The organism is Mycobacterium sp. IDUB_28, from assembly GCF_055419285.1.
This window is the reverse complement of the sequence record NZ_JBVAXK010000006.1, coordinates 60,438-80,354: the sequence shown is the minus strand read 5'-3', so window position 1 is coordinate 80,354 and position 19,917 is coordinate 60,438. Positions and strand designations below refer to the sequence as shown.

Here is a 19,917-nt window from a genome sequence, read left to right as displayed (position 1 = left end):
CTGCGCTCGGTCGAGGCGCAGGTGCCGCTCTCCCATCTCTCGCGACACGGGCGCGGCCCGGCATCATTTCGACGTCGGGTCGATAACCGTTTCCGTAATATCTACAATTTGACTTCGCATTTCTCGTTCGCTAGAGCAAAGTTATGCGAGCCCGGCAACGATGCAGGTCGTAGCTGGGGAATGGCCCACGGCGGGCGATCCGCCGGCTCGCCAGGTGGGCAGGGGCATCGGCTGGGAGGCTTGGTGGACGGGCGGAGAGGGCAATTGAGCAAGCTGGTCGGTCGGGCGCTGCTCGGCTTGGCGGCTACCGCGCTGGCTGTGACGCTGCTGGCGCCGACCGCTGCGGCGTCCCCGATCGGCGACGCCGAGGCGGCCATGATGGCCGCGTGGGAGAAAGCCGGTGGCGACACCTCGACGCTGGGCGCCCGCAAAGGCGACGTCTATCCGATCGGGGACGGCTTCGGGCTGGACTTCGACGGCGGCAAGATGTACTTCACGCCTGCCTCCGGCGCGAAGTTCATGTTCGGCCCGATCCTGGAGAAATACGAATCGCTGGGTGGTCCCGCGGGTAGTGACCTGGGTTTTCCCACCATCAATGAAGTGCCCGGCCTCGCCGGACCGGACAGCCGGGTCAGTACCTTCGCCGCCAGCGACAACCCGGTGATCTTCTGGACGCCCGACCACGGTGCCTTTGTGGTGCGCGGCGCCCTGAACGCGGCGTGGGACAAGCTGGGCAGCTCCGGCGGCGTGCTGGGCGCCCCGATCAGCGATGAGACCTACGAGGGCGAGGTGACCTCGCAGAAGTTCACCGGCGGTGAGGTGTCCTGGAACCGCAAGACCAAGGAGTTCACCACCAATCCGGCGAACCTGGCCGAGCAGCTCAAGGGTCTGCAGGTGGCGATCGACCCCACTGCCGCCATCAACATGGCGTGGCGCGCCGCAGGTGGCGCTGCCGGACCGCTGGGCGCCAAGAAGGGTAGTCAGTCGCCGATCGGCGGGGACGGCATCGCCCAGGAGTTCGACGGCGGCAAGATCTTCTTCAGCCCGGCCACCGGCGCCAACGCGGTCGAGGGGCCGATCCTGCAGAAGTACGAAGCAGTCGGTGGACCGGTGAGCAGCGACCTGGGCTTTCCGGTCGCCAACGAGGCCGACGGCGGCATCACGCCCGCCAGTCGTGTCGCTGTGTTCTCCGCAGCTGACAAGCCGGTGATCTTCTGGACGCCCGAACACGGCGCTTTCGTCGTGCGCGGAGCCATGAAAGCCGCCTGGGACAAGCTCAAGGGGGCCACCGGCAAGCTCGGCGCCCCGGTCGCTGACCAGACGGTGGACGGCGACGTGGTGTCGCAGAAGTTCACCGGCGGCAAGATCTCGTGGAACCGCGCCAAGAACACGTTCACTACCGACCCGGCCAACCTCGCGCCGCTGCTGTCCGGCCTGCAGGTGTCGGGGCAGAACACCCCAAGTAATTCGGCGTCGGCGCCCGCGGGCAAGAAGTTCACCTTCCACTGGTGGTGGCTGATCGCGGCCATTCCTTTGCTGCTGCTGGTGCTGATGACGGTGTTGGTGGTGTCGGGTTTGCGTCGGCGCCGCGCCGCAGTACCGGATGCGCCGGTGTACGACCGCGACCGGGACCTCGGTGTGGAATACGACCCCGGTGCCGATGACCGCTGGCCGCATGAGGAAATCGATTACGGTTCCGAGCGTTTCCCGCCCGTCGACCAGCATGTCGAGGCAGAGGCGGACGCAGACCCCACCGCCGGCCGGGTCAGCTGGTCCAGAGCGGGGGCCGTCCCGCAGGCCGGCTCCGAGCAGGGTGTTGACGACGACGAATACGGCCACGTCGCCGAAGAGCATTTCGATCCGGACGGGTCGGCGGAGTTCGAGGAGGAAGACCCCGACGCGGTGGGCACCACGCCCATCCCCGTCGTGTCGCGCGGCGCTCTTGGTGAACTCGCCGAGGAGGAGCCGGTCGTGCCGGAGACAGTCGCGCCGGACGATTTCGCGCCGGAGGTGTCGGTGCCGCAGACGAATGCGCCGTACCTGCCGGTCCCGGACGTGCCGGAGTTCGAGGAAGTGCCCGAACCTGTGGACGTTCAGGAGAGCCCGGAACCCCCGGAGTTCGTGGAGTACCCGGAAACGGAGCCGGCCCGGCCGTCCAGCGAGGATTATGCGGACGCGTTTTACCCGATGACCGAGCCGGGGCGCAATGCGGACGACGAGTCACCCGATCTCGCCTCACCGCCGGATGCTGTCGCGGTTCCCGAGCTGCGAAAGGGTCGACATGCCGCAGCGGACCCGGCCGGGTATGCCGTGGAACCTGACACGCCGTTCGGGGCCGCCCCGCAGGTCCAAGCGCCGACCGCCGCGCCAGCAGGCAGCGCCGCGGTGCGCCCGACCATCCATCTGCCGCTCGACGACGACCCGTACCGGGCGCCGGACGGCTATCCCATCAAGGCCAGTGCCCGGTTCGGGCTGTACTACACGCCCACCAGCGCGCTGTACCACGACACCCTGGCCGAGATCTGGTTCGCCAACGAAGACGCCGCGCGCGCCAACGGCTTCGTCAGAGCCGATTGAGGATGCGCGCTACACCTTGCGAATCACGGTGACGACCTTGCCGAGCACGATCGCATCGTTGCCGGGAATCGGATCGAACGCGGGGTTGTGCGGCATCAGCCACACTTGACCGCCCGCTCGCTTGAACGTCTTCACAGTGGCTTCGCCGTCGATCATCGCCGCGACGATGTCGCCGTTGTCAGCGACATTCTGCTGGCGGACGACGACCCAGTCGCCGTCGCAGATGGCGGCCTCGACCATCGACTCACCCACGACCTTGAGCAGGAACAGCGTCCCTTCGCCCACCAGCTCGCGGGGCAACGGGAACACGTCTTCGACGGCTTCCTCGGCCAGGATCGGGCCGCCGGCGGCAATGCGCCCCAAGACCGGGACGAAAGTGGGTTCCGGCAGGGCGTCCGAGCCGATGACATCGGTACGGGGCACTGCCGCATCGTCGGCACCGCGCACGTCGACGGCGCGCGGGCGATTCGGGTCGCGCCGCAGATAGCCTTTGCGCTCCAGGGTGCGTAACTGGTGGGCGACCGACGAGGTGGACGTCAGGCCCACCGCGTCGCCGATCTCGCGGATACTCGGCGGATAGCCCCGCGTTGTCACCGAGGTACGGATGACCTCGAGGATGGTGCGCTGCCGCTCGGTCAGCGTTACATCGGCCGCAGGTGGCCGGCCTTGTGTCGCTTTCGCACTACCCGGGCCGAAACCGGCCGCGGTGTCGTTGCTGTCGCTCATGGATCTGAATGTAACCGCACCAGGCTCAAAATTCAAACATGTGTTCGACCGGGCGTGTCATCGCCCAGACCACAGCCGGGATCTGCGGAAATAAAGTGAATCACAAGTGTGTAACTTCCGCGTGGTCGGGGTATCTGATAGTCACCCAGCTGGTTGCACCGACAAATCCTTGTCGGTGGTGAGGTCTACCGTTTTGCTCGTGCGACACGCGTCGCTCAAATGTTCGGGTTTCGAACACGTGAGCGACTATGGTCGAACACACGAGCGATAAGTAGTCGACCGGAGGGAACGGCATGACACTCATCTACGCGGGTCCGCACCGCAGCGGGAACACGCAGGGCCACCTGAACAGGCCTGTTGGGCGGCCGGTGCGCCAATATCCCTCGTACCGCGCCGGCCAGGGTGGATCCAGCAGACCGGGGCCCGCGCGCCCGGGTGTGGCGCCCGTTCGCTACTACGGCACCGGCGTCACGCGCTCGACGGTCGCACATCGCAGACGCCCGGTGAGCGTGGCCACCACGATCGGACTGGCCCTGCTCGCGGGCGTCATCACCGTGTGGCTGGGGCTGATGGCGAACTTCGGCAGCATGGTCAACGACGGCGCGGCCGAGTCGGCGCCGCAGGTGCCCGCCGCCCTGGCGGTCGTGCGGGTGGAACCGGGGGAGTCGTTGCAAGACCTCGCTGCCCGGGTGGCGCCCGGCGCGCCGGTGCGCGACGTCGTGGAACGGATTCGCGACCTGAACGCACTGGATTCCAGTGCGGTCTCGGCGGGTCAGACCCTGATCGCCCCGATCGGCTGAGCGAGCACCCGCCCGGTCGATGGTTGCCCGGGTCAGCGTTGGCCCGCTACGGAGCACGCGGGTACTGTCGGGGTGTTCTTCTACCCGGATACCAGTCGGTACGGCAAAGGAGCGGCTCTTGCACTGCCCGTTCTGCCGGCATCCCGATTCGCGGGTGATCGACTCGCGAGAAACCGATGAGGGCCAGGCGATCCGCCGTCGTCGCTCGTGCCCGGAATGCGGACGCCGGTTCACGACGGTGGAGACCGCGGTGTTGGCCGTGGTCAAGCGCAGCGGCGTCACCGAGCCCTTCAGTCGCGAGAAGGTGATCAGTGGCGTCCGCCGGGCCTGTCAGGGGCGCCAGGTTGACGACGATGCGCTGAATTTGCTTGCCCAGCAGGTGGAAGACGCGGTGCGTGCCGCCGGCCCTGAGGTCCCCAGCAACGAGGTCGGCCTGGCCATTCTGGGACCGCTGCGCGACCTCGACGAGGTGGCCTACCTGCGGTTCGCCTCCGTCTACCGGTCCTTCTCGTCGGCCGACGATTTCGAGCGCGAGATCGAGGCGCTGCGCGCGCACCGCAACGTTTCGACGTCCGGCTGACCGCACCCCGATGGTCGCCGAACTACATCCTGATCTGCATGCGCTGGCGCCGTTGTTGGGTACCTGGGTGGGCCGGGGCGCGGGGGAGTATCCGACGATCCAGCCTTTCGAATACCTCGAAGAGGTTGTCTTCGCCCACGTCGGCAAACCTTTCCTGAGCTATGGACAGAAGACCAAGGCCCCCGCCGACGACAAGCCGTTGCATGCCGAGACGGGCTATCTTCGGGTACCGCAGCCCGGTCACGTGGAGCTGGTGCTGGCCCATCCCAGCGGCATCACCGAAATAGCGGTCGGCACCTACTCGGTGACCGGTGACGTCATCGAAATCGATGTGGCGACAACCAGTATCGGACTGACGCCGACGGCCAAAGAGGTCAGCGCCCTGGGGCGGTCGTTGCGGATCGCTGGGGACGAGCTGTCGTACTCGCTGCAGATGGGTGCGGTTGGGCAACCCCTGCAACACCATCTGTCCGCCACGCTGCGCCGACAGCTGTGACAGCCGCGCCGGCTCGCGGACGCGAACTCAGGTGGCGCTGCGCTCGTCGGCACCCATCGCGTTGAGCACGGCCACCCGGGTGTCAGTCGGACCGCTCACGGTTCCCTCGCCGCCGCCGGTGCGAAGCAACTCGCGCAGCGCGGCCTGGTCGTAGTCGGGGGGCGCGGTGGTGTCGATGAAGCGCTGGACGAGGTCGAGGAAGCGGGCCGGGTCGTCGTGAAACGGAAAGTGCGCGGCGTTCTCGAAGATTTCGAGTTGGGACCCCGGCATTGCGGCGTGCGCCATGTACGCGTGCTGGACCGGGATGACCGAGTCCTTGCGGCCCCAGATGATCTGCACCGGAATCGCCTGGGTCAAATAACATCGGTCCAGCATGGTGACGATCTGGCCGCGCCAGTCGACGACCGCCCGCAGGGTGCGGGTGAACGCCGCCGAAGCGGTCGGCTCCGGGAGATCGTCCAATATCCGCAGCATGTTCGGCAGATCCTGGCCGATAGCCGTCGACCCGAGCGCCAGACCCGCCAACCGGCCCAGCAACTGCACCGCCGGCAGCACCAGCGGCAGGCGCAGCAGCGCCAGCGCCTCGGCGCCCATCGGCAGCGACGCGAACCGCAACGCGATGTTGACGTCCTTGGTGACGCCCCCGGCGCCCACCAGGATCAGGCGCTCGACCAGGTGGGGGAACTGGTAGGCGAACTGCATGGCCACCCCACCGCCCAGCGAGTGGCCGATGATGGTGACCCGCTCGATGTCCAGCACGCTGAGCAGGTCGCGCATGCCGTTGGCGTACGCCGCGGCTGAGTAGTCGGCGCGCGGTTTGTCAGATTTGCCGTGGCCCAACAGATCTGGGGCGATGACGGTGAACCGCTGGGCCAGTTTGGCGTGGATACCGGTCCACGTCGTGGAGTTGTCGCCGATGCCGTGGATCAGCAGGATCGCCGGGCCGGATCCGGCGATCCGGAACGCCCGCTTGTAGCCGTGGATGGTGCGGAACTGCAGCGACGGGGTGGTCACTTCCCGCACCGGGCGAAGATTGCGTTTTCGCTCGGTCATGTCGCCAACCTCGTCGTCGGGCCGTTAAGGCGTTCGGGACTAACTCGAATCGTCGTCGTCGTGCTTCTTCTCCGCCTGCTGAGCCAGAAAGCGCTCGAACTCGGCGCCCAGCTCGTCGCCGCTGGGCAGTTCCTCGTCACGTGCCAGCAAAGATCTGTTTTCCTGAGCGTCGATGAACGCATCGTACTGGCGCTCGAGCGCGGTCACCACTTGAGCGACTTCCGCGCTCGCCTGGACCTGTTCGTCGATCTTGGTCCGGATCTCAGCGGCCGCCTCGGCCAGCGCCTCCACCGGCAGATCCAGCGATCCCGTCTTCGCCACCTGCTCGAGCAGAGCCTGCGCGGCGGCCGGGTAATCGGTCTGGGTGAGGTAGTGCGGGACGTGCACGGTGAAGCCGACCACCTCGTGGCCGTGTTGCGCCATCCGGTATTCCAGCAGGTTGGACGCGCTGCCCGGGACCTGGATCTCGGAAATCCACGGCTGGAAGTCGGCGATCAGCTCGGCGTTGTTGGAGTGTGCGGTCATCGTGACGGGCCGGGTGTGGGGGACGGCCATCGGAACAGTGCCCAGGCCGATCGTCTGCCGCACGCCCAGGCGTTCGGCCAGCAGTCGCACCGCGGTGATGAACCGCTCCCACTTCAGGTCCGGTTCCATGCCGGCCAGCAGCAGAAACGGGGTCCCGACGCTGTCGCGCAGCGCGTACAGGCTCAATTCGGGATCGTCGTACTTGGTGAAGTGGTCGGTCTTGAAGGTCATCATCGGCCGCCGGGAGCGGTAGTCCAGCAGCTCGTCGATCGCGAATGATGCGACCAGTTCGGTGTCCAGCACCTCTTTGAGGTGGGCGGCGGCAAGCCGAATCGCGTGACCGGCGTCGGAGAACCCCTCCAGGGCGTGGACCAGCACCGGACCGCGGCCGTCGGATGCCGATAACTGAGGTGCCGGGAACTCCAGCTCGTACATGCCGGGTTGTCCGGGCTGGTATTCCTGCGCCTCGCCTGGGTCGTGATGGTCGGACATTGAGCGTGCCTCCTTCCGGGATTCGCGCGCGGGCCTCTCTAGGTTGCCCTAACCAGTCTCCCTCAATCGACGCCGCATCTCTCAGAACGCAGTCGGACCGGTTTCTATTCGCTTGCCGGTCCCCTCCGGTCGGGCAGGATGGGACCGATGCGCGCAGTGACGGCAACGATCAGCCTGGCGGTGATTCTTGCGTCCTGCGCCGCGCACGAGGGCGCTCATGTGGCGCCGGACCCGCGGGTGGGTGCGGTTTTCCGGGACGGCGGCAATCGGCACGGGTGCAGCGGTTCGGTACTGCACTCGGCGCGCGGTGACCTCGTGCTGACCGCTGCGCATTGCCTGCTGGGCCCGGCGAAGACGACCTTCGTTCCGGGTTTCAGCGGTGCCGCCGGGCCCGCCGACGTCTGGACGGTCGACGCGGTGTACTTCGACCGACGCTGGACTGGCAGCCGGGACCCGCGCGCGGACTACGCGATCGCCCGGGTGAGCGGTGCGCGCGGGACGGTGGAGGGCCGTGCCGGCGCGGCCCTGAGCCTGGGGACCTCCCCGCTGCCGGGCACCCGGGTGAGTGTCACGGGCTATCCCGCGGGCGTGGGTGGCGGTCCCATCGGCTGCCAGGGCACCTCCGGCGTCACCGGGAGCGGATTCCCCTCGTTGCCGTGTGCCGGGCTGGTCGGCGGAACGAGCGGCGCGCCCTGGGTCGACGGGTCGAAGGTCGTCGGGGTGGTCGGCGGTCTGGAGGGTGGCGGATGCACCGAAAACCTCTCCTACAGCGCGCCTTTCGACGAGAACATCGCACAACTGCTCGCCCGCGCCGAAGCCCGCGGTCCCGGCGACGTCGCACCAGCCGACTACGACGACCACTGCTGAGATTTACCGCAAGAACTGGCTGAGCGCGCGCATCTTGTTGGTCACGTCCAGCGCGGCGACCTTGTAGGCCTCGGAGAACGTCGGGTAGTTGAAGACGGCGTCGACCAGGTAGTCGACGGTTCCACCGCACCCCATGACCGCCTGCCCGATGTGCACCATCTCGGTGGCGCTGGTGCCGAAGATGTGCGCGCCGAGAATCTTGCGGTCGCGGGTGGACACCAGCAACTTGAGCATGCCGTAGGAGTCGCCGGCGATCTGGCCGCGAGCCAGTTCGCGGTACCGGCACACACCTACCTCGTAGGGGATGGATTCCTTGGTCAGGTCCACCTCGGTGGCGCCGACGTAGGAGATCTCCGGGATGGAATAGATCCCGATCGGCTGCAGCGCAGTGATGCCGTCGGTCGGTTCCCCGAACGCGTGGTAGGCGGCCAGCCGACCCTGGTCCATCGAGGTCGCCGCCAGCGCCGGGAAGCCGATCACATCGCCCACCGCATAGATGTGTTCGACCTTCGTCTGGAACTGGTCGTCGACGAAAATCCTTCCGCGATGGTCGGTTTCGAGTCCCGCGTTCTCCAGGCCGAGGCTGGCGGTCTGTCCTTCCCGGCCGGCGGAATACATCACGGTCTCGGCGGGTATCTGCTTGCCGCTGCCCAGGGTGGTGACGGTGCCCGAGGAGCCGACGTCGACGGCGGTGACCTCCTCGCCGAAGCGGAAGGTGACCGCCAGGTCGCGCAGATGGAACTTCAGCGCTTCGACGATCTCCGGGTCGCAGAAGTCCAGCATGGTGTCGCGCTTCTCCACCACCGTCACCTTGGTGCCCAGCGCCGCGAACATCGACGCGTACTCGATGCCGATCACGCCGGCGCCGACGACCACCATGGAGGCGGGCAGCGAACGCAGATCGAGGATGCCGTCGGAGTCCAGCACCCGGCTCTCGTCGAACTCGACCCCGGACGGGCGCACCGGTTTGGTGCCGGTGGCGATGACGATGTAGTCGCCGCTGACCGTGACCCGCTCGCCCTGCGCGTCTTCCTCCACCAGCACGGTGTGCGGGTCGATGAATCGGCCGTGGCCCAGGACCAGGTCGATACGGTTGCGCATCAGCTGCGAGCGGACCACGTCGACCTGCTTGGTGATCACGTGCTGGGTGCGCGCGAGCAGGTCGGCCGGGGTGATCTTGTCCTTGACCCGGTAGCTGGCGCCGTAGAGTTCGCGCTGGCTCATGCCGGTGAGGTAGACCACGGCCTCCCGCAAGGTTTTCGACGGGATCGTGCCGGTGTTGACGCAGACTCCGCCGACCATGCGCCCGCGTTCCACGATCGCCACGGACTTGCCCAGCTTGGCCGCCGCGATGGCGGCTTTCTGTCCGCCGGGTCCGGAGCCGATAACGACCAGGTCGTATTCGCGCATGGAGGTCATGGGATAGACGATAAGGCCCACAGTCCAGACTTTCTCCACAAGCGCGGCGCTGAATCACGTTGCGCGAGCGCGGACTGACGGTGTCAGTCGTCAGCGTTGTGGTCATGACGAAGCATCGAGAAGACTTTCAACTGAATCGGCCCGGCGCGTTGATCGCGGCCCTACCCGCCATCCTCGGTTTCGTGCCGGAGAACTCGTTGGTGTTGGTGTCGCTGGAGGACGGGGGACTGGGTGCGGTGATGCGTGCCGACCTGGCCGACGACCTGATCGAGCGGGTCGATCAGCTTGCGGAGGTTGCCGCCGCGGCGCGCCCGGACGCCGCGATCGCGGTGATCGTCGACGACGAGGGTGCGCATTGCGCGGTGTGCAACGAGGAGCATCAGCGGCTCTGTGCAGCGGTCGCCGCGGCCTTGGCCCGTTACGACATCGACCTGTACGCGGCGCACGTGGTCGACGAGATCGCGCGCGGCGGACGCTGGCACTGCGTCGATTCCTGCGGCAAAGGCGGCGAGATCGACGATCCCTCGGCGTCGCCGCTGGCGGTGGCGGCGGTGGTGGACGGCCGGCGGCTGTACCGGCGGCGTGCCGATCTGCAGGCGGTGATCGCCCCGGACGTAGCGCGCGGTGCGACGCTGCTCGCGGCCCTGAAAGACGCGGAGAGCGTGCGCGAGAAGGCGGTTCGAACCGATGCCGCCGCCTGTTGCCGAGCCGAGGTGGAGAAAGCGCTGGCGGCCGCGGCCCAGGTGCTCGACGGCGAACTGCTCTCGGATGCCCAGGTCGCCGAGCTCGGTTGCGCCTTGAGCGATACCCGGGTGCGGGACACGCTGTATGCCCTCGCTGTTGCGGAGAGCGCCGACGCGGCCGAGTCGTTGTGGTCGGTGCTGGCACGGCTGCTGCCGCCACCTTGGCGGGTGGAGGCCCTGGTACTGCTGGCCTTCAGTGCCTACGTGCGCGGTGACGGGCCGCTGGCGGGTTTGTCGCTGGAGGCGGCACTGCGCTGCGACCCGGACCATCGGATGGCGGGCATGCTGGACACCGCCTTGCAATCGGGGTTGCGGCCCAACGACATTCGCAGATTGGCGGGTACCGGTTACCAGCTGGCCGAGCAACTCGGGGTACGGCTGCCGCCGCGCCAAGGCAGGCGCGCCGGGTGACGGCGCGGAACGAGGCGGGTCAGACCTTTTCGACCTTCACCGCGTGGGCCATCTCGTGCGGCAGGGTGACGTTCTCGTGTCCGGGAATGACGATGGTCACTCCACCACCCGGGCCGGTCTCGACCGTGACGCGGGCGTTGGGCACCACTCCGGCGTCCTTGAGTCGGCTGATCAGGTCGATGTCGCCCTGCACGTGCTCGGTGAGTTGACGCACGACGACGGCGACCGGCGATCCGCCCGGCAGCTCGGTCAGCCGGACCAGGTTGGCGTCGTCGGCGCCGGATTCGGCGGTCAGGCCCAGGTCCAGCAGGCCGGGGATCGGGTTGCCGAACGGCGAGGTCGTCGGGTTGTTGAGCACTTTGACCAACCGGCGTTCGACGTCCTCGCTCATCACGTGCTCCCACCGGCAGGCTTCGGCGTGCACTTCCTCCCACGGCAGGCCGATCACGTCGACGAGCAGACGTTCGGCCAGCCGGTGCTTGCGCATCACTGCCACGGCCAGCGTGCGGCCCTTGTCGGTGAGCTCGAGATGCCGGTCGCCGGCCACCCGCAACAGTCCGTCGCGTTCCATCCGGGAGACGGTCTGGCTGACGGTGGGGCCGCTCTGCTCGAGCCGTTCGGCGATCCGGGCGCGCAGCGGCGTCACGCCCTCTTCCTCGAGGTCGTAAATAGTCCGCAGGTACATCTCGGTGGTATCAACCAAGTCGTTCATTCAGCATCCTCCGTTGCCGCCGAGTCTACTTCGCCAGCCCTGCGGGTGTTCGCGCAAAACACCCCACCGCAGCAGTATGCCCGCCGCGTAACCGCGGCGGGCACACCGTCTCCAGTAAAGCTTGCCAAACGAGCGAATTCGTACCTCAGCTGGCGTACGACCGCAGCCGATCAGCTCGTTCGCCGTGACGCAGCTTGCACATCACATCCCGCTCGATTTGCCGGACCCGCTCGCGGGACAGGCCGAACAACTTGCCGATCTGGTCCAGCGTGCGGGGCTGGCCGTCATCGAGTCCGAAGCGCAACCTGATCACCTGGTGCTCGCGCTCGTCGAGAGTGGCCAGCACACTGCGGATGTCGGTGTGCAGCAATTCGGCGATCACCGCGTTCTCGGCGGACATAGCCTCGGCGTCCTCGATGAAATCACCAAGCGGGGCTTCCTCTTCCGACCCTACCGGCATGTCCAGGCTCACCGGGTCGCGGCTGTGCTCGAGCAGGTCGTTGATCTTTTCAACGGCAATGCCGGACTCGGCGGCCAGTTCCTCGTCGGTCGCCTCACGACCCAGATTCTGGTGCATCTCCCGCTTGATCCGCGCCAACTTGTTGACCTGCTCCACCAGGTGAACCGGCAGCCTGATGGTGCGGCTCTGGTCGGCCATGCCGCGGGTGATCGCCTGGCGGATCCACCAGGTGGCGTACGTCGAGAACTTGAAACCCTTTGTGTAGTCGAACTTTTCCATCGCGCGGATCAGGCCGAGGTTGCCTTCCTGGATGAGGTCCAGCAGCGGCATTCCCCGACCGGTGTAGCGCTTGGCCAGCGAAACCACCAGCCGCAGGTTCGCTTCCAACAGGTGGCGCCGAGCCGCCTGCCCGTCCCGCACCACCGCAGCCAGATCGCGTTTTCGGTTCTCGCCCAGGCGCTTCCGAGTTGCCAGCAGGTGCTCGGCGTACAGTCCGGCCTCGATGCGCTTGGCCAACTCGACTTCGTCGGCGGCGTTGAGCAACGCCGTCTTGCCGATGCCGTTCAGATATACACGCACCAGGTCCGCAGCTGGGCTCTGAGCATCCAAATCGCCGTCAAATCGGCCTGTGGTGGCATGTGCCATTGCGCCCTCCCGGTTGGCTTGTCTTGTTCATGTGGTTAACGAGAAGCCCGCATCGAGAGTTCCCACGAGGTCGTCATCTCACACCCCGTGACGTGCGGGAATGCGCTTGTGACCTGAGAATGTCCTGAGAAGTGGCGCGAGTGGACGGTTACTCGGAACCGTCGGGCTCGACCGTCCGCCAGTCCGGTTCCGGCGTCGGGTGCGGCCGTGGCGCCAGAGCCGGCCGCTCGGCAGTCGGGAACAACGGCGTACGGCGCCGCGTCTGTTCGAAGCGGCGGGGTTCGTCCGGGCTGCGCGGCGGCCGGTCGTTGGCGATTAGGACTGCCATCCACGGCAGCGGTATGGAAGCGGCGACGATCAGCAGCGAGATCAGACCGTTGTGCCAGGCGCCGTAGGCGAGGGCGGCCAGGATCAGCGCCGGAATCCGAAACGACATGATCGTCAGGTATTTCCGCACACGCGCCCGGTGCTGCACCTCGTAGGAGGGTGCAGCAGCGGTGATAAGTACCGGGCGACCGTGTTCATCGAAGTCGTCGAAACTCAGCTCGGGGCCGCGCTTCATTCCTCCACTGTGGCACACCTGAGCCGATCGCGGTTTTCCCGGTGTCCCGCTGCGGGTCAGGATGCACAATGTAGGTCATGGAGACCCAGACGATTGAGCGCACTGACGCCGACGAACGCGCCGATGACGGGACCGGCAGCGATACGCCGAAGTTCTTCCACTACGTCAAGAAGGACAAGATCGCTGAGAGCGCGGTTATGGGCAATCATGTTGTGGCGTTGTGCGGCGAGGTGTTTCCGGTGACCAAGGCGGCCAAGCCGGGTTCGCCGGTGTGCCCCGACTGCAAGCAGATCTACGAGCGGCTCAAGAAGGGCTGACCCCTGCGTCGTCCGCGGACTGTGACGGCGCCGCATCGGTGGTGCCGGTCATGGACGAAGTGCGATGGACCAGCCACTTGCGCAGCCGGTGGGCGTGCGTCGCAGGCGCCGGCCATTCCTCCTGCAGCGCGGCATTGAGTTCGGCCCCGATCATGATCGAGAAGCCCCCGAAGAACGCGAACAGCAGGAACGCGATCGGTGTGGCGAGTGCGCCGTAGGTGTAGCCGGTGCTGCCGATCCAACTGAGATACAGCCGTAGGCCCAGGGTGGCGACCGCGAAAACCACTGTCGCCAGCACTGTTCCGGGTATCAGCCGGTGTGTCGGCAGCGGGACCGGCAGTGCCACCCGATACAGCACCGTCACCCCGGCCATCAGGCCCAGAATCAGGGCCGGGTAGTAGCCGTAGTGCAATAGATTCTGGGTGCCTTCCGGAATATGTTCACTGACTTTGCGGGGGCCGACGACCGCGACCGGCGCGGTCACCACCACGAACAGCAACATCATCAGGTACAGAAACAGCGCGAAGAACCGCTGTCGGACGGGATGACGCAACGGGGTCTGGTCGTGCGCCTCCACGATGGCGTCGACGAACGACGAGATCGCCGACGATCCCGCCCACAACGAGATCAGAAATCCGACGGAGGCCACCTCGCCGCCGGCGATACCCGTGATATCGCGGATGGTCGGTTCGATGATCTGGTCTACGACGTTGGGGGAGAAGAAGTTCCGGGCCGTGGACAGAATGCTCTTGATGATCGAGGACAAGGTGTCCTCGCCGAAAAGGGGAGCCACCCAGGCCAAAGTGCCCAAGATGCCCAGCAGCAGTGGCGGCGTCGAGAGACAGGTCCAGAAGCCGGCTTCGGCGGATTCCGAGAAAATCGAGTCATCCCAAGCCTTGGACAGTGTCCTACGACTTATTTGCCAGACGTGATGGCGGGCGTGCGTGGAACCCTGCTCACTCATATCCGTCCAGCATTACCGATGACCCCTCGCCCGGTCGGCATTAGGCCGGGCGAGTTCGACGGCAAATTACTGGCCGCTGACCTCGAGCACCGCGGCAAGCTCAGCCAACTTGGCTTCGTGCTTGTTGGCGTGGTGCTGGCAAAAGAGGAGCTCAGCCCCCGAAGGAAGCTTGGCGCGCACCCGAGCCGCGGCACCGCAGCGATCGCAGCGGTCTGCCCGAGTGAGCTCGGGACTGGTCAGAGTTGCGTTCATGGCTCCTCCGTTCTGGCGATAAATTCACTCTGTCAGACGTTCGGAGTTTTTGCCTTGTTCCCCGACCGTTATTGGGTGTGTCGTTTCTCACGCATATTTGCCCCAAAATCGGGCACCGTAATCAACGTGTTTCACCAGGCCAACGAACGGCTGGTGCGGTTGTGTTCCGCAGCGGAGTGGACGGCCGCCCGCGAGCAGGGGGCGATCCTTCCGGATCCCGCCGACGGCTTCGTCCACCTGTCCAGAATCGACCAAGTGCACCTGCCGGCGACCCGCCTCTATCGCGGTCGTCGCGACCTCGTCCTGCTCCACCTCGATGCCGCGTCGCTGGACGCGCCGGTGCGGTGGGAGCCGGGGGTCCCGACCGATCCAGAGTCGATGCTTTTTCCACATCTGTACGGCCCGCTGCCGGTGCAATCCGTGCTTCGGGTCGTGCCATACCCGCCCGGAGAAGACGGCGCGTTCGCCGCCCTACCGAGTCAAGTAGACCGCACTCGACGGTGCAATTGAGATAAGCGCCGATACGCCAACGCGTAACAACGCTCGAGAATGTAAATCAGCTGTGATTGTTTTGGCGATTTCGAGGGCTTGAGCTCTACGAGGCGGATAACTTCACTGCATCTACGAATCGCATGAGTCTCCTACCTGCCTCGTGTGCCGCCACCGTAAGCGGTGGCGCGGGCGGCACCGCTTCGATCAACGCGACCGACGCCTCAGCGAAGATCACCGGCGGCACTGCTCACGGCGGTAACGGCGGAGCGGGGAACACTAACACCGCGCAGGGTGGCAATGGCGGAAATGCGTTGATGCAAGCCAGCGGCGGCAGAATTGCGGCGGCCCAGGGCAGAGCGTTTCCATTATGAATCAGGACGGCCGAACAACTATCGGCCACGACGGCCTCGATCGCCCCTAGACCTCCAGGCGATACCACCTTCGGGCTGCATACCGTCCGGGCATTGTTGGCCGGGAGTCAATGATCAGCGCGGGCGCCAGTGCCTCGCCGGCACTCGACCGCCCGCATTCCTGGCGGCGCCTTCGGCAAGCCGGACTCTTGAGACGCGACGATGATGCTGATAACCCGGATTGCGCCGGTAGGTCGCTCAGTCCAGGTAGTCGCGCAGGACCTGCGAGCGACTCGGGTGGCGCAGCTTGGACATCGTCTTGGACTCGATCTGGCGGATCCGCTCGCGGGTGACGCCGTAGACCTGCCCGATCTCGTCCAACGTGCGCGGCTGGCCGTCGGTGAGACCGAACCGCAGCCGCACCACGCCTGCCTCGCGCTCGGACAGCGTGTCCAGCACCGACTGCAGCTGGTCCTGCAGCAGCGTGAACGACACCGCGTCCACGGCCACCACGGCCTCACTGTCCTCGATGAAGTCGCCGAGCTGGCTGTCGCCCTCGTCACCGATGGTCTGGTCCAGCGAGATCGGCTCACGCGCGTACTGCTGGATCTCCAGCACCTTCTCCGGCGTGATGTCCATTTCCTTGGCCAGCTCTTCAGGGGTGGGCTCGCGGCCCAGGTCCTGCAGCAGCTCGCGCTGGATACGGCCCAGCTTGTTGATCACCTCGACCATGTGCACCGGGATACGGATGGTGCGGGCCTGGTCGGCCATGGCGCGGGTGATGGCCTGGCGGATCCACCACGTCGCGTAGGTGGAGAACTTGTAGCCCTTGGTGTAGTCGAACTTCTCCACCGCGCGGATCAAGCCCAGGTTGCCTTCCTGGATGAGGTCCAGGAAAGCCATGCCGCGGCCGGTGTAACGCTTGGCCAGCGACACCACCAGACGGAGGTTGGCTTCCAGCAGATGGTTTTTCGCGCGGTCGCCGTCGCGACAGATCCACATCATGTCGCGGCGCTGGGCGGCAGGCAGCTTTTCGCCGCGGTCGGTCAACTCCACCATCAACTGGGTGGCGTACAGACCGGCCTCGATGCGCTTGGCCAGCTCGACTTCTTCCTCAGCGTTCAGCAGCGCTACTTTGCCGATCTGCTTGAGGTAGGCGCGGACCGAGTCGGCGGACGCGGTGAGCTCGGCATCTTTGCGCGCCTGCCGCAGCGCCTCGGACTCGTCTTCGTCCCAGACGAAATCCCCCGACGCCTTGTCCTTCTCGGTGGGTTCGGCGATGTCTTCTTCGTCCTCGGCGGCCGCCGCGGTGGACTCGACCACGACTACGGGCTCGCCGTCCTCGGCCTCGGCGTCGGCCGGGTCGATCACGGCGTCCTCTTCTTCGGGCGTCTCGTCGACTTCCAGCTCGTCGAGAACGAGGTCGGCGGCATCGAGTTCGAGGTCTTCGCCGGGTTCGACGTCGATGTCGGTGTCGAGTTCCTCAGCGGCCTCGGAGCCGACGGTGTCGGTCGAGACGTCGTCGGCGTCTTTCGCCTTCGCCGCACCGCGGGCCGGGGCTTTCGCAGCGGCCTTGGCCCGGGCCTTCTTGGGGGCCTCACCGTCTGTTTCGTGCGCGCCGGCCTTGGTGGCCCGCTTGGCGGGCGCGGTTCCGTTGGCGGCCTTGGCCGCGGTGCGCTTGGCGGGAGCCTTCGTGGCGGTGCGTTTCACCGGCTCATCAGTCGCCGGAGTAGCTTTCGTCGCTGCCACATACACCCCTTCGGTCGGACGCACTTCCGGTGGGTCTGGGCATGGTTGACCGAAAGTGTCTGCTATGTCGAATGTCGGCGTTTGATATCAGCGTGAGTATCGCGCGCTATCGGTTTGGGCGGCCGCCGACGACCATTGTAACTTCACCGGGACCTGCTACTTGCCCGGCAGCGAAAATCAGTGTGTCACGTCCCTGGTCGCTGCCATGGCCGCGCCGACGATCCCGGCGGTGTTCTGCAGGGTGGCGGGCACCACCGGGGTGCGGTTCTCCAGCAGATGCACCCATTTGTCGGCCTTACGGCTGATCCCACCGCCGGCGATGAACAGGTCGGGCCAGATGGCGTTCTCGATGGCGACCAAGACTCTGGTCACCTGTTTGGTCCACTTCTCGTAGGTCCACCCGTTCTTTTCCTTGACCGACGACGCAGCCCGCTGTTCGGCCTCTTTCCCACCGACCTCGAGGTGACCGAATTCGGTATTCGGGATCAGTTTCCCGTTGTGGATCACCGCTGAACCGATACCTGTTCCGAAGGTGAGCAACACGACCAGGCCCTCGTGGCCCCGACCGGCGCCGTAGCGTTCCTCGGCCAGACCTGCCGCATCGGCGTCGTTGAGGATGGTGACGTCCTGGCCGTCGAGCGCGGCGCTGATCACGTCGCGCGCGTTGGTCCCGATCCAGGCTTTGTCCACATTGGCCGCGGTCTGCACGATCCCGTGCGTGACCACGCCGGGGTAGGTCACCCCGAGCGGGCCGGTCCACCCGAATCCGTTGACGACCTCCGCGATGGTCTTGGCGACCGCCGCGGGGGTGGCCGGTTGCGGGGTGAGCAATTTGATCCGGTCGCCGATCAACGCGCCGGTGTCCAGATCGACCACCGCACCCTTGATGCCACTGCCACCGACGTCGACACCGAACCCTCGACGTTGTCCGGTGGCGGTGTCGGTCCCAGGGACGGTGCTGGTCATCGGATCTCCTCGGCGAGACTGGGTGGTTCGCTCACCTTAGCGACCATCCGGGGCCGGCGCGGTGAGGCGGGTTGGGGCAGTTGGGAAGTCGCCTCAGAGCGGCGAGAAGTCACTGTGTGATGCGATAGAGCGGTGACTCCGCCCGATTTGGCCCTCGATGAGATCGCAGAGCTGCGCTCGGTGGCCGCAGCGCTGGCGGCCGAGGCGGCCGCGTTCGTGCGCCGTCGACGGGTCGAGGTGTTCGGCGGCGGATCAGGCGCCGGCCGTGGCACCGTACGCGCCAAGACCACTCCGACCGACCCGGTCACCGTCGCCGACACCGACACCGAACGGCTGCTGCGGGAACGGCTGGCACAGCTGCGGCCCGGTGACCCGATTCTCGGGGAGGAGGGCGGCGGGCCGGCGGATCTGAGCGCTGCCCCGGCCGACGCGGTCACCTGGGTGCTGGACCCGATCGACGGGACGGTGAATTTCGTCTACGGCATCCCGGCTTACGCCGTCTCGGTCGCCGCTCAGGTGGGCGGCGTGTCGGTGGCCGGTGCGGTCGCCGATGTCGTTGCGGGACAAGTGTATTCGGCGGGCCGGGGCCTCGGGGCGCACGTCACCGGCGAGGGTGGGGTGCGCGCACTGCAATGCACCGATGTCGGCGACCTGTCGATGGCGCTGCTGGGGACCGGGTTCGGGTACTCGCCCCGGCGACGGGTCCGACAAGCCGCGTTGCTCGCCCAGATACTGCCGGTGGTGCGCGACGTGCGTCGGGTCGGTTCGGCGGCGCTGGACCTGTGCATGGTCGCCTCAGGCCGGTTGGACGCCTACTACGAACACGGGCTGCAGGTGTGGGACCAGGCCGCGGGTGCGTTGATCGCCGCGGAGGCCGGCGCGCGGGTGGTGTTGCCGGCGCCCGACGTCAGCGGTGCCGGCGTGGTGGTCGCGGCTGCGCCCGGGATCGCCGAGGCCCTGCTGGGGGCGCTGGGACAGGCGGGCGGACTGGAACCGCTGGACTGAGGCTCAGCAGCTGTTGGAGTGAATCTTGGCCAGCAGCGTGTGATCCGCCGGTTCGGTGGCCCCGGGGCGCAAGGTCGCCAGCACGGCGTCGATGTCGTCGTTGTGGGCCAGCGAGTTGAAGTCGGTGCCCAGGGCGAGGTCGACGGAGTCGTCGCCGCGGCTGTCACGGAACAACTCGGTGCAGGGCGCGACCAGCCAGAGCGCAGCCGCGGTGGCCTGCCCGGCGGTGCCGAATCGAATCTGACCCTGACAGGTCAGGCGGGTGCCCGCGTAGATCGGATCGTTGCTCGCGGCTGGTTGCGCGAAGCCGAGATCTTGCAGTGCCCCCGCGATGTCGCCGGCCTGACCGCCACGTCCACTCGCGTTGAGCACGCGCACCTTGGTTTCGGCGAGTTTGGCCGGTGCCACATCGATCATGTCGGTCCGGGACACCTGCTCACCGAGCTTGGTCGGACCGGCGGTGGCTGCCGTGCCCGTCGGCTCCGGGGGCGGGTTGCACACGGTCGCCTCACGGACGTCGGTCGGGCGGGTCAGCGCGACCGTCCACACCACGCCCGTCACCACTACCAGGAAGATCACCGCGATGATGGCAGGGCGGGGGTTGCGGCGCCGGAACGGCCGGCCGTGCTTATCGAAGGCGGTGCCTTCGGTAATGTGTGCAACCACACATGCACTCTAATCGCACCGGGAACGCACCCGTTTAAGGCCGACTACCCGGGTTAATCCCTCGGTGTGACGCATATCACACTCTATT

The 19,917-nt window shown here is 66.7% G+C and carries 21 protein-coding genes and 1 pseudogene; 10 read left to right on the top strand and 12 right to left on the bottom strand.

Features of this window, described 5'->3' with window-relative positions; genetic code table 11:
• Positions 1-243: 243 nt before the first annotated feature.
• Positions 244-2,577, top strand: coding sequence for an LGFP repeat-containing protein (locus ACZYZ9_RS14260; protein WP_463826908.1), 2,334 nt, complete (start codon positions 244-246; stop codon positions 2,575-2,577).
• A gap of 9 nt (positions 2,578-2,586) precedes the next feature.
• On the opposite strand, the gene lexA is transcribed toward ACZYZ9_RS14260, so the two are convergent.
• Positions 2,587-3,303 carry a transcriptional repressor LexA gene (gene lexA / locus ACZYZ9_RS14255; RefSeq protein WP_463826907.1) on the bottom strand — a complete coding sequence of 239 codons (717 nt, stop codon included), beginning with the start codon at positions 3,301-3,303 and terminating at the stop codon, positions 2,587-2,589.
• Between the two features lie 293 nt (positions 3,304-3,596).
• On the opposite strand from lexA, the gene ACZYZ9_RS14250 reads away from it, so the two are divergent.
• The 3 genes from ACZYZ9_RS14250 (at position 3,597) to ACZYZ9_RS14240 (ending at position 5,179) form a co-directional block, all read left to right on the top strand.
• Complete coding sequence (locus ACZYZ9_RS14250; RefSeq protein WP_463826906.1) at positions 3,597-4,103, top strand: LysM peptidoglycan-binding domain-containing protein; 507 nt, start codon at positions 3,597-3,599, stop codon at positions 4,101-4,103.
• A 118-nt stretch (positions 4,104-4,221) separates the two neighbouring features.
• Positions 4,222-4,683 (top strand): transcriptional regulator NrdR, encoded by a 462-nt coding sequence (nrdR, locus tag ACZYZ9_RS14245; protein ID WP_463826905.1) that lies wholly within the window; start codon positions 4,222-4,224, stop codon positions 4,681-4,683.
• Between the two features lie 10 nt (positions 4,684-4,693).
• On the top strand, positions 4,694-5,179 hold the full coding sequence (locus tag ACZYZ9_RS14240; RefSeq protein ID WP_463826904.1) for a peroxynitrite isomerase: 486 nt from the start codon (positions 4,694-4,696) through the stop codon (positions 5,177-5,179).
• Positions 5,180-5,206: 27 nt separating this feature from the next.
• Here the strand turns inward: ACZYZ9_RS14240 and ACZYZ9_RS14235 are convergent, their stop codons facing one another.
• Together ACZYZ9_RS14235 and ACZYZ9_RS14230 are read right to left on the bottom strand one after the other, a co-directional pair.
• Complete coding sequence (locus tag ACZYZ9_RS14235) at positions 5,207-6,232, bottom strand: alpha/beta fold hydrolase (protein ID WP_463826903.1); 1,026 nt, start codon at positions 6,230-6,232, stop codon at positions 5,207-5,209.
• A gap of 39 nt (positions 6,233-6,271) precedes the next feature.
• Entirely contained in the window at positions 6,272-7,249 is a 978-nt protein-coding gene (locus tag ACZYZ9_RS14230) for a proteasome assembly chaperone family protein (RefSeq protein ID WP_463826902.1), read from the bottom strand.
• Between the two features lie 147 nt (positions 7,250-7,396).
• Here ACZYZ9_RS14230 and ACZYZ9_RS14225 point away from each other — a divergent pair, with 147 nt between their 5' ends.
• Positions 7,397-8,116, top strand: a complete 720-nt coding sequence (locus ACZYZ9_RS14225) for a trypsin-like serine peptidase (RefSeq protein ID WP_463826901.1) — start codon at positions 7,397-7,399, stop codon at positions 8,114-8,116.
• A 3-nt stretch (positions 8,117-8,119) separates the two neighbouring features.
• On the opposite strand, the gene sthA is transcribed toward ACZYZ9_RS14225, so the two are convergent.
• Entirely contained in the window at positions 8,120-9,526 is a 1,407-nt protein-coding gene (gene sthA, locus ACZYZ9_RS14220) for a Si-specific NAD(P)(+) transhydrogenase (protein WP_463827166.1), read from the bottom strand.
• 113 nt (positions 9,527-9,639) lie between these two features.
• On the opposite strand from sthA, the gene ACZYZ9_RS14215 reads away from it, so the two are divergent.
• Positions 9,640-10,689 carry a DUF4192 domain-containing protein gene (locus ACZYZ9_RS14215; protein ID WP_463826900.1) on the top strand — a complete coding sequence of 350 codons (1,050 nt, stop codon included), beginning with the start codon at positions 9,640-9,642 and terminating at the stop codon, positions 10,687-10,689.
• Between the two features lie 19 nt (positions 10,690-10,708).
• On the opposite strand, the gene ACZYZ9_RS14210 is transcribed toward ACZYZ9_RS14215, so the two are convergent.
• The 3 genes and pseudogenes from ACZYZ9_RS14210 to ACZYZ9_RS14200 all read right to left on the bottom strand — a co-directional run bounded on the left by ACZYZ9_RS14210 (position 10,709) and on the right by ACZYZ9_RS14200 (position 13,068).
• Positions 10,709-11,401 (bottom strand): metal-dependent transcriptional regulator, encoded by a 693-nt coding sequence (locus ACZYZ9_RS14210; protein WP_463826899.1) that lies wholly within the window; start codon positions 11,399-11,401, stop codon positions 10,709-10,711.
• A gap of 145 nt (positions 11,402-11,546) precedes the next feature.
• Positions 11,547-12,509 (bottom strand): annotated as a pseudogene (locus tag ACZYZ9_RS14205) (sigma-70 family RNA polymerase sigma factor); the annotation flags it as partial.
• 145 nt (positions 12,510-12,654) lie between these two features.
• Positions 12,655-13,068, bottom strand: coding sequence for a DUF3099 domain-containing protein (locus ACZYZ9_RS14200; RefSeq protein ID WP_463826898.1), 414 nt, complete (start codon positions 13,066-13,068; stop codon positions 12,655-12,657).
• 77 nt (positions 13,069-13,145) lie between these two features.
• Between ACZYZ9_RS14200 and ACZYZ9_RS14195 the strand changes: the two genes are divergently transcribed.
• Positions 13,146-13,385 (top strand): DUF3039 domain-containing protein, encoded by a 240-nt coding sequence (locus ACZYZ9_RS14195; RefSeq protein ID WP_463826897.1) that lies wholly within the window; start codon positions 13,146-13,148, stop codon positions 13,383-13,385.
• On the opposite strand, the gene ACZYZ9_RS14190 is transcribed toward ACZYZ9_RS14195, so the two are convergent.
• Positions 13,372-14,349 carry a YihY/virulence factor BrkB family protein gene (locus tag ACZYZ9_RS14190; RefSeq protein ID WP_463826896.1) on the bottom strand — a complete coding sequence of 326 codons (978 nt, stop codon included), beginning with the start codon at positions 14,347-14,349 and terminating at the stop codon, positions 13,372-13,374. The genes ACZYZ9_RS14195 and ACZYZ9_RS14190 overlap by 14 nt on opposite strands.
• A 66-nt stretch (positions 14,350-14,415) precedes the next feature.
• Positions 14,416-14,601, bottom strand: a complete 186-nt coding sequence (locus ACZYZ9_RS14185) for a DUF7455 domain-containing protein (protein ID WP_055578419.1) — start codon at positions 14,599-14,601, stop codon at positions 14,416-14,418.
• Between the two features lie 126 nt (positions 14,602-14,727).
• Between ACZYZ9_RS14185 and ACZYZ9_RS14180 the strand changes: the two genes are divergently transcribed.
• On the top strand, positions 14,728-15,111 hold the full coding sequence (locus ACZYZ9_RS14180) for a DUF952 domain-containing protein (protein ID WP_463826895.1): 384 nt from the start codon (positions 14,728-14,730) through the stop codon (positions 15,109-15,111).
• Between the two features lie 122 nt (positions 15,112-15,233).
• A complete protein-coding gene (locus tag ACZYZ9_RS14175; RefSeq protein ID WP_463826894.1) occupies positions 15,234-15,464 on the top strand; it encodes a hypothetical protein in 231 nt (76 codons plus the stop codon).
• Between the two features lie 237 nt (positions 15,465-15,701).
• Here ACZYZ9_RS14175 and ACZYZ9_RS14170 read toward each other — a convergent pair whose 3' ends face one another.
• Both ACZYZ9_RS14170 and ppgK read right to left on the bottom strand, forming a co-directional pair.
• Positions 15,702-17,192 carry an RNA polymerase sigma factor gene (locus tag ACZYZ9_RS14170; RefSeq protein WP_463826893.1) on the bottom strand — a complete coding sequence of 497 codons (1,491 nt, stop codon included), beginning with the start codon at positions 17,190-17,192 and terminating at the stop codon, positions 15,702-15,704.
• 177 nt (positions 17,193-17,369) lie between these two features.
• The gene (ppgK, locus tag ACZYZ9_RS14165; protein ID WP_463826892.1) at positions 17,370-18,158 is read right to left on the bottom strand and encodes a polyphosphate--glucose phosphotransferase; all 789 of its coding nucleotides are present in this window, start codon (positions 18,156-18,158) and stop codon (positions 17,370-17,372) included.
• 132 nt (positions 18,159-18,290) lie between these two features.
• On the opposite strand from ppgK, the gene ACZYZ9_RS14160 reads away from it, so the two are divergent.
• On the top strand, positions 18,291-19,163 hold the full coding sequence (locus ACZYZ9_RS14160) for an inositol monophosphatase family protein (RefSeq protein WP_463826891.1): 873 nt from the start codon (positions 18,291-18,293) through the stop codon (positions 19,161-19,163).
• A 3-nt stretch (positions 19,164-19,166) separates the two neighbouring features.
• Here the strand turns inward: ACZYZ9_RS14160 and cei are convergent, their stop codons facing one another.
• Complete coding sequence (gene cei, locus ACZYZ9_RS14155) at positions 19,167-19,829, bottom strand: envelope integrity protein Cei (protein WP_463826890.1); 663 nt, start codon at positions 19,827-19,829, stop codon at positions 19,167-19,169.
• Between the last annotated feature and the right edge of the window lie 88 nt (positions 19,830-19,917).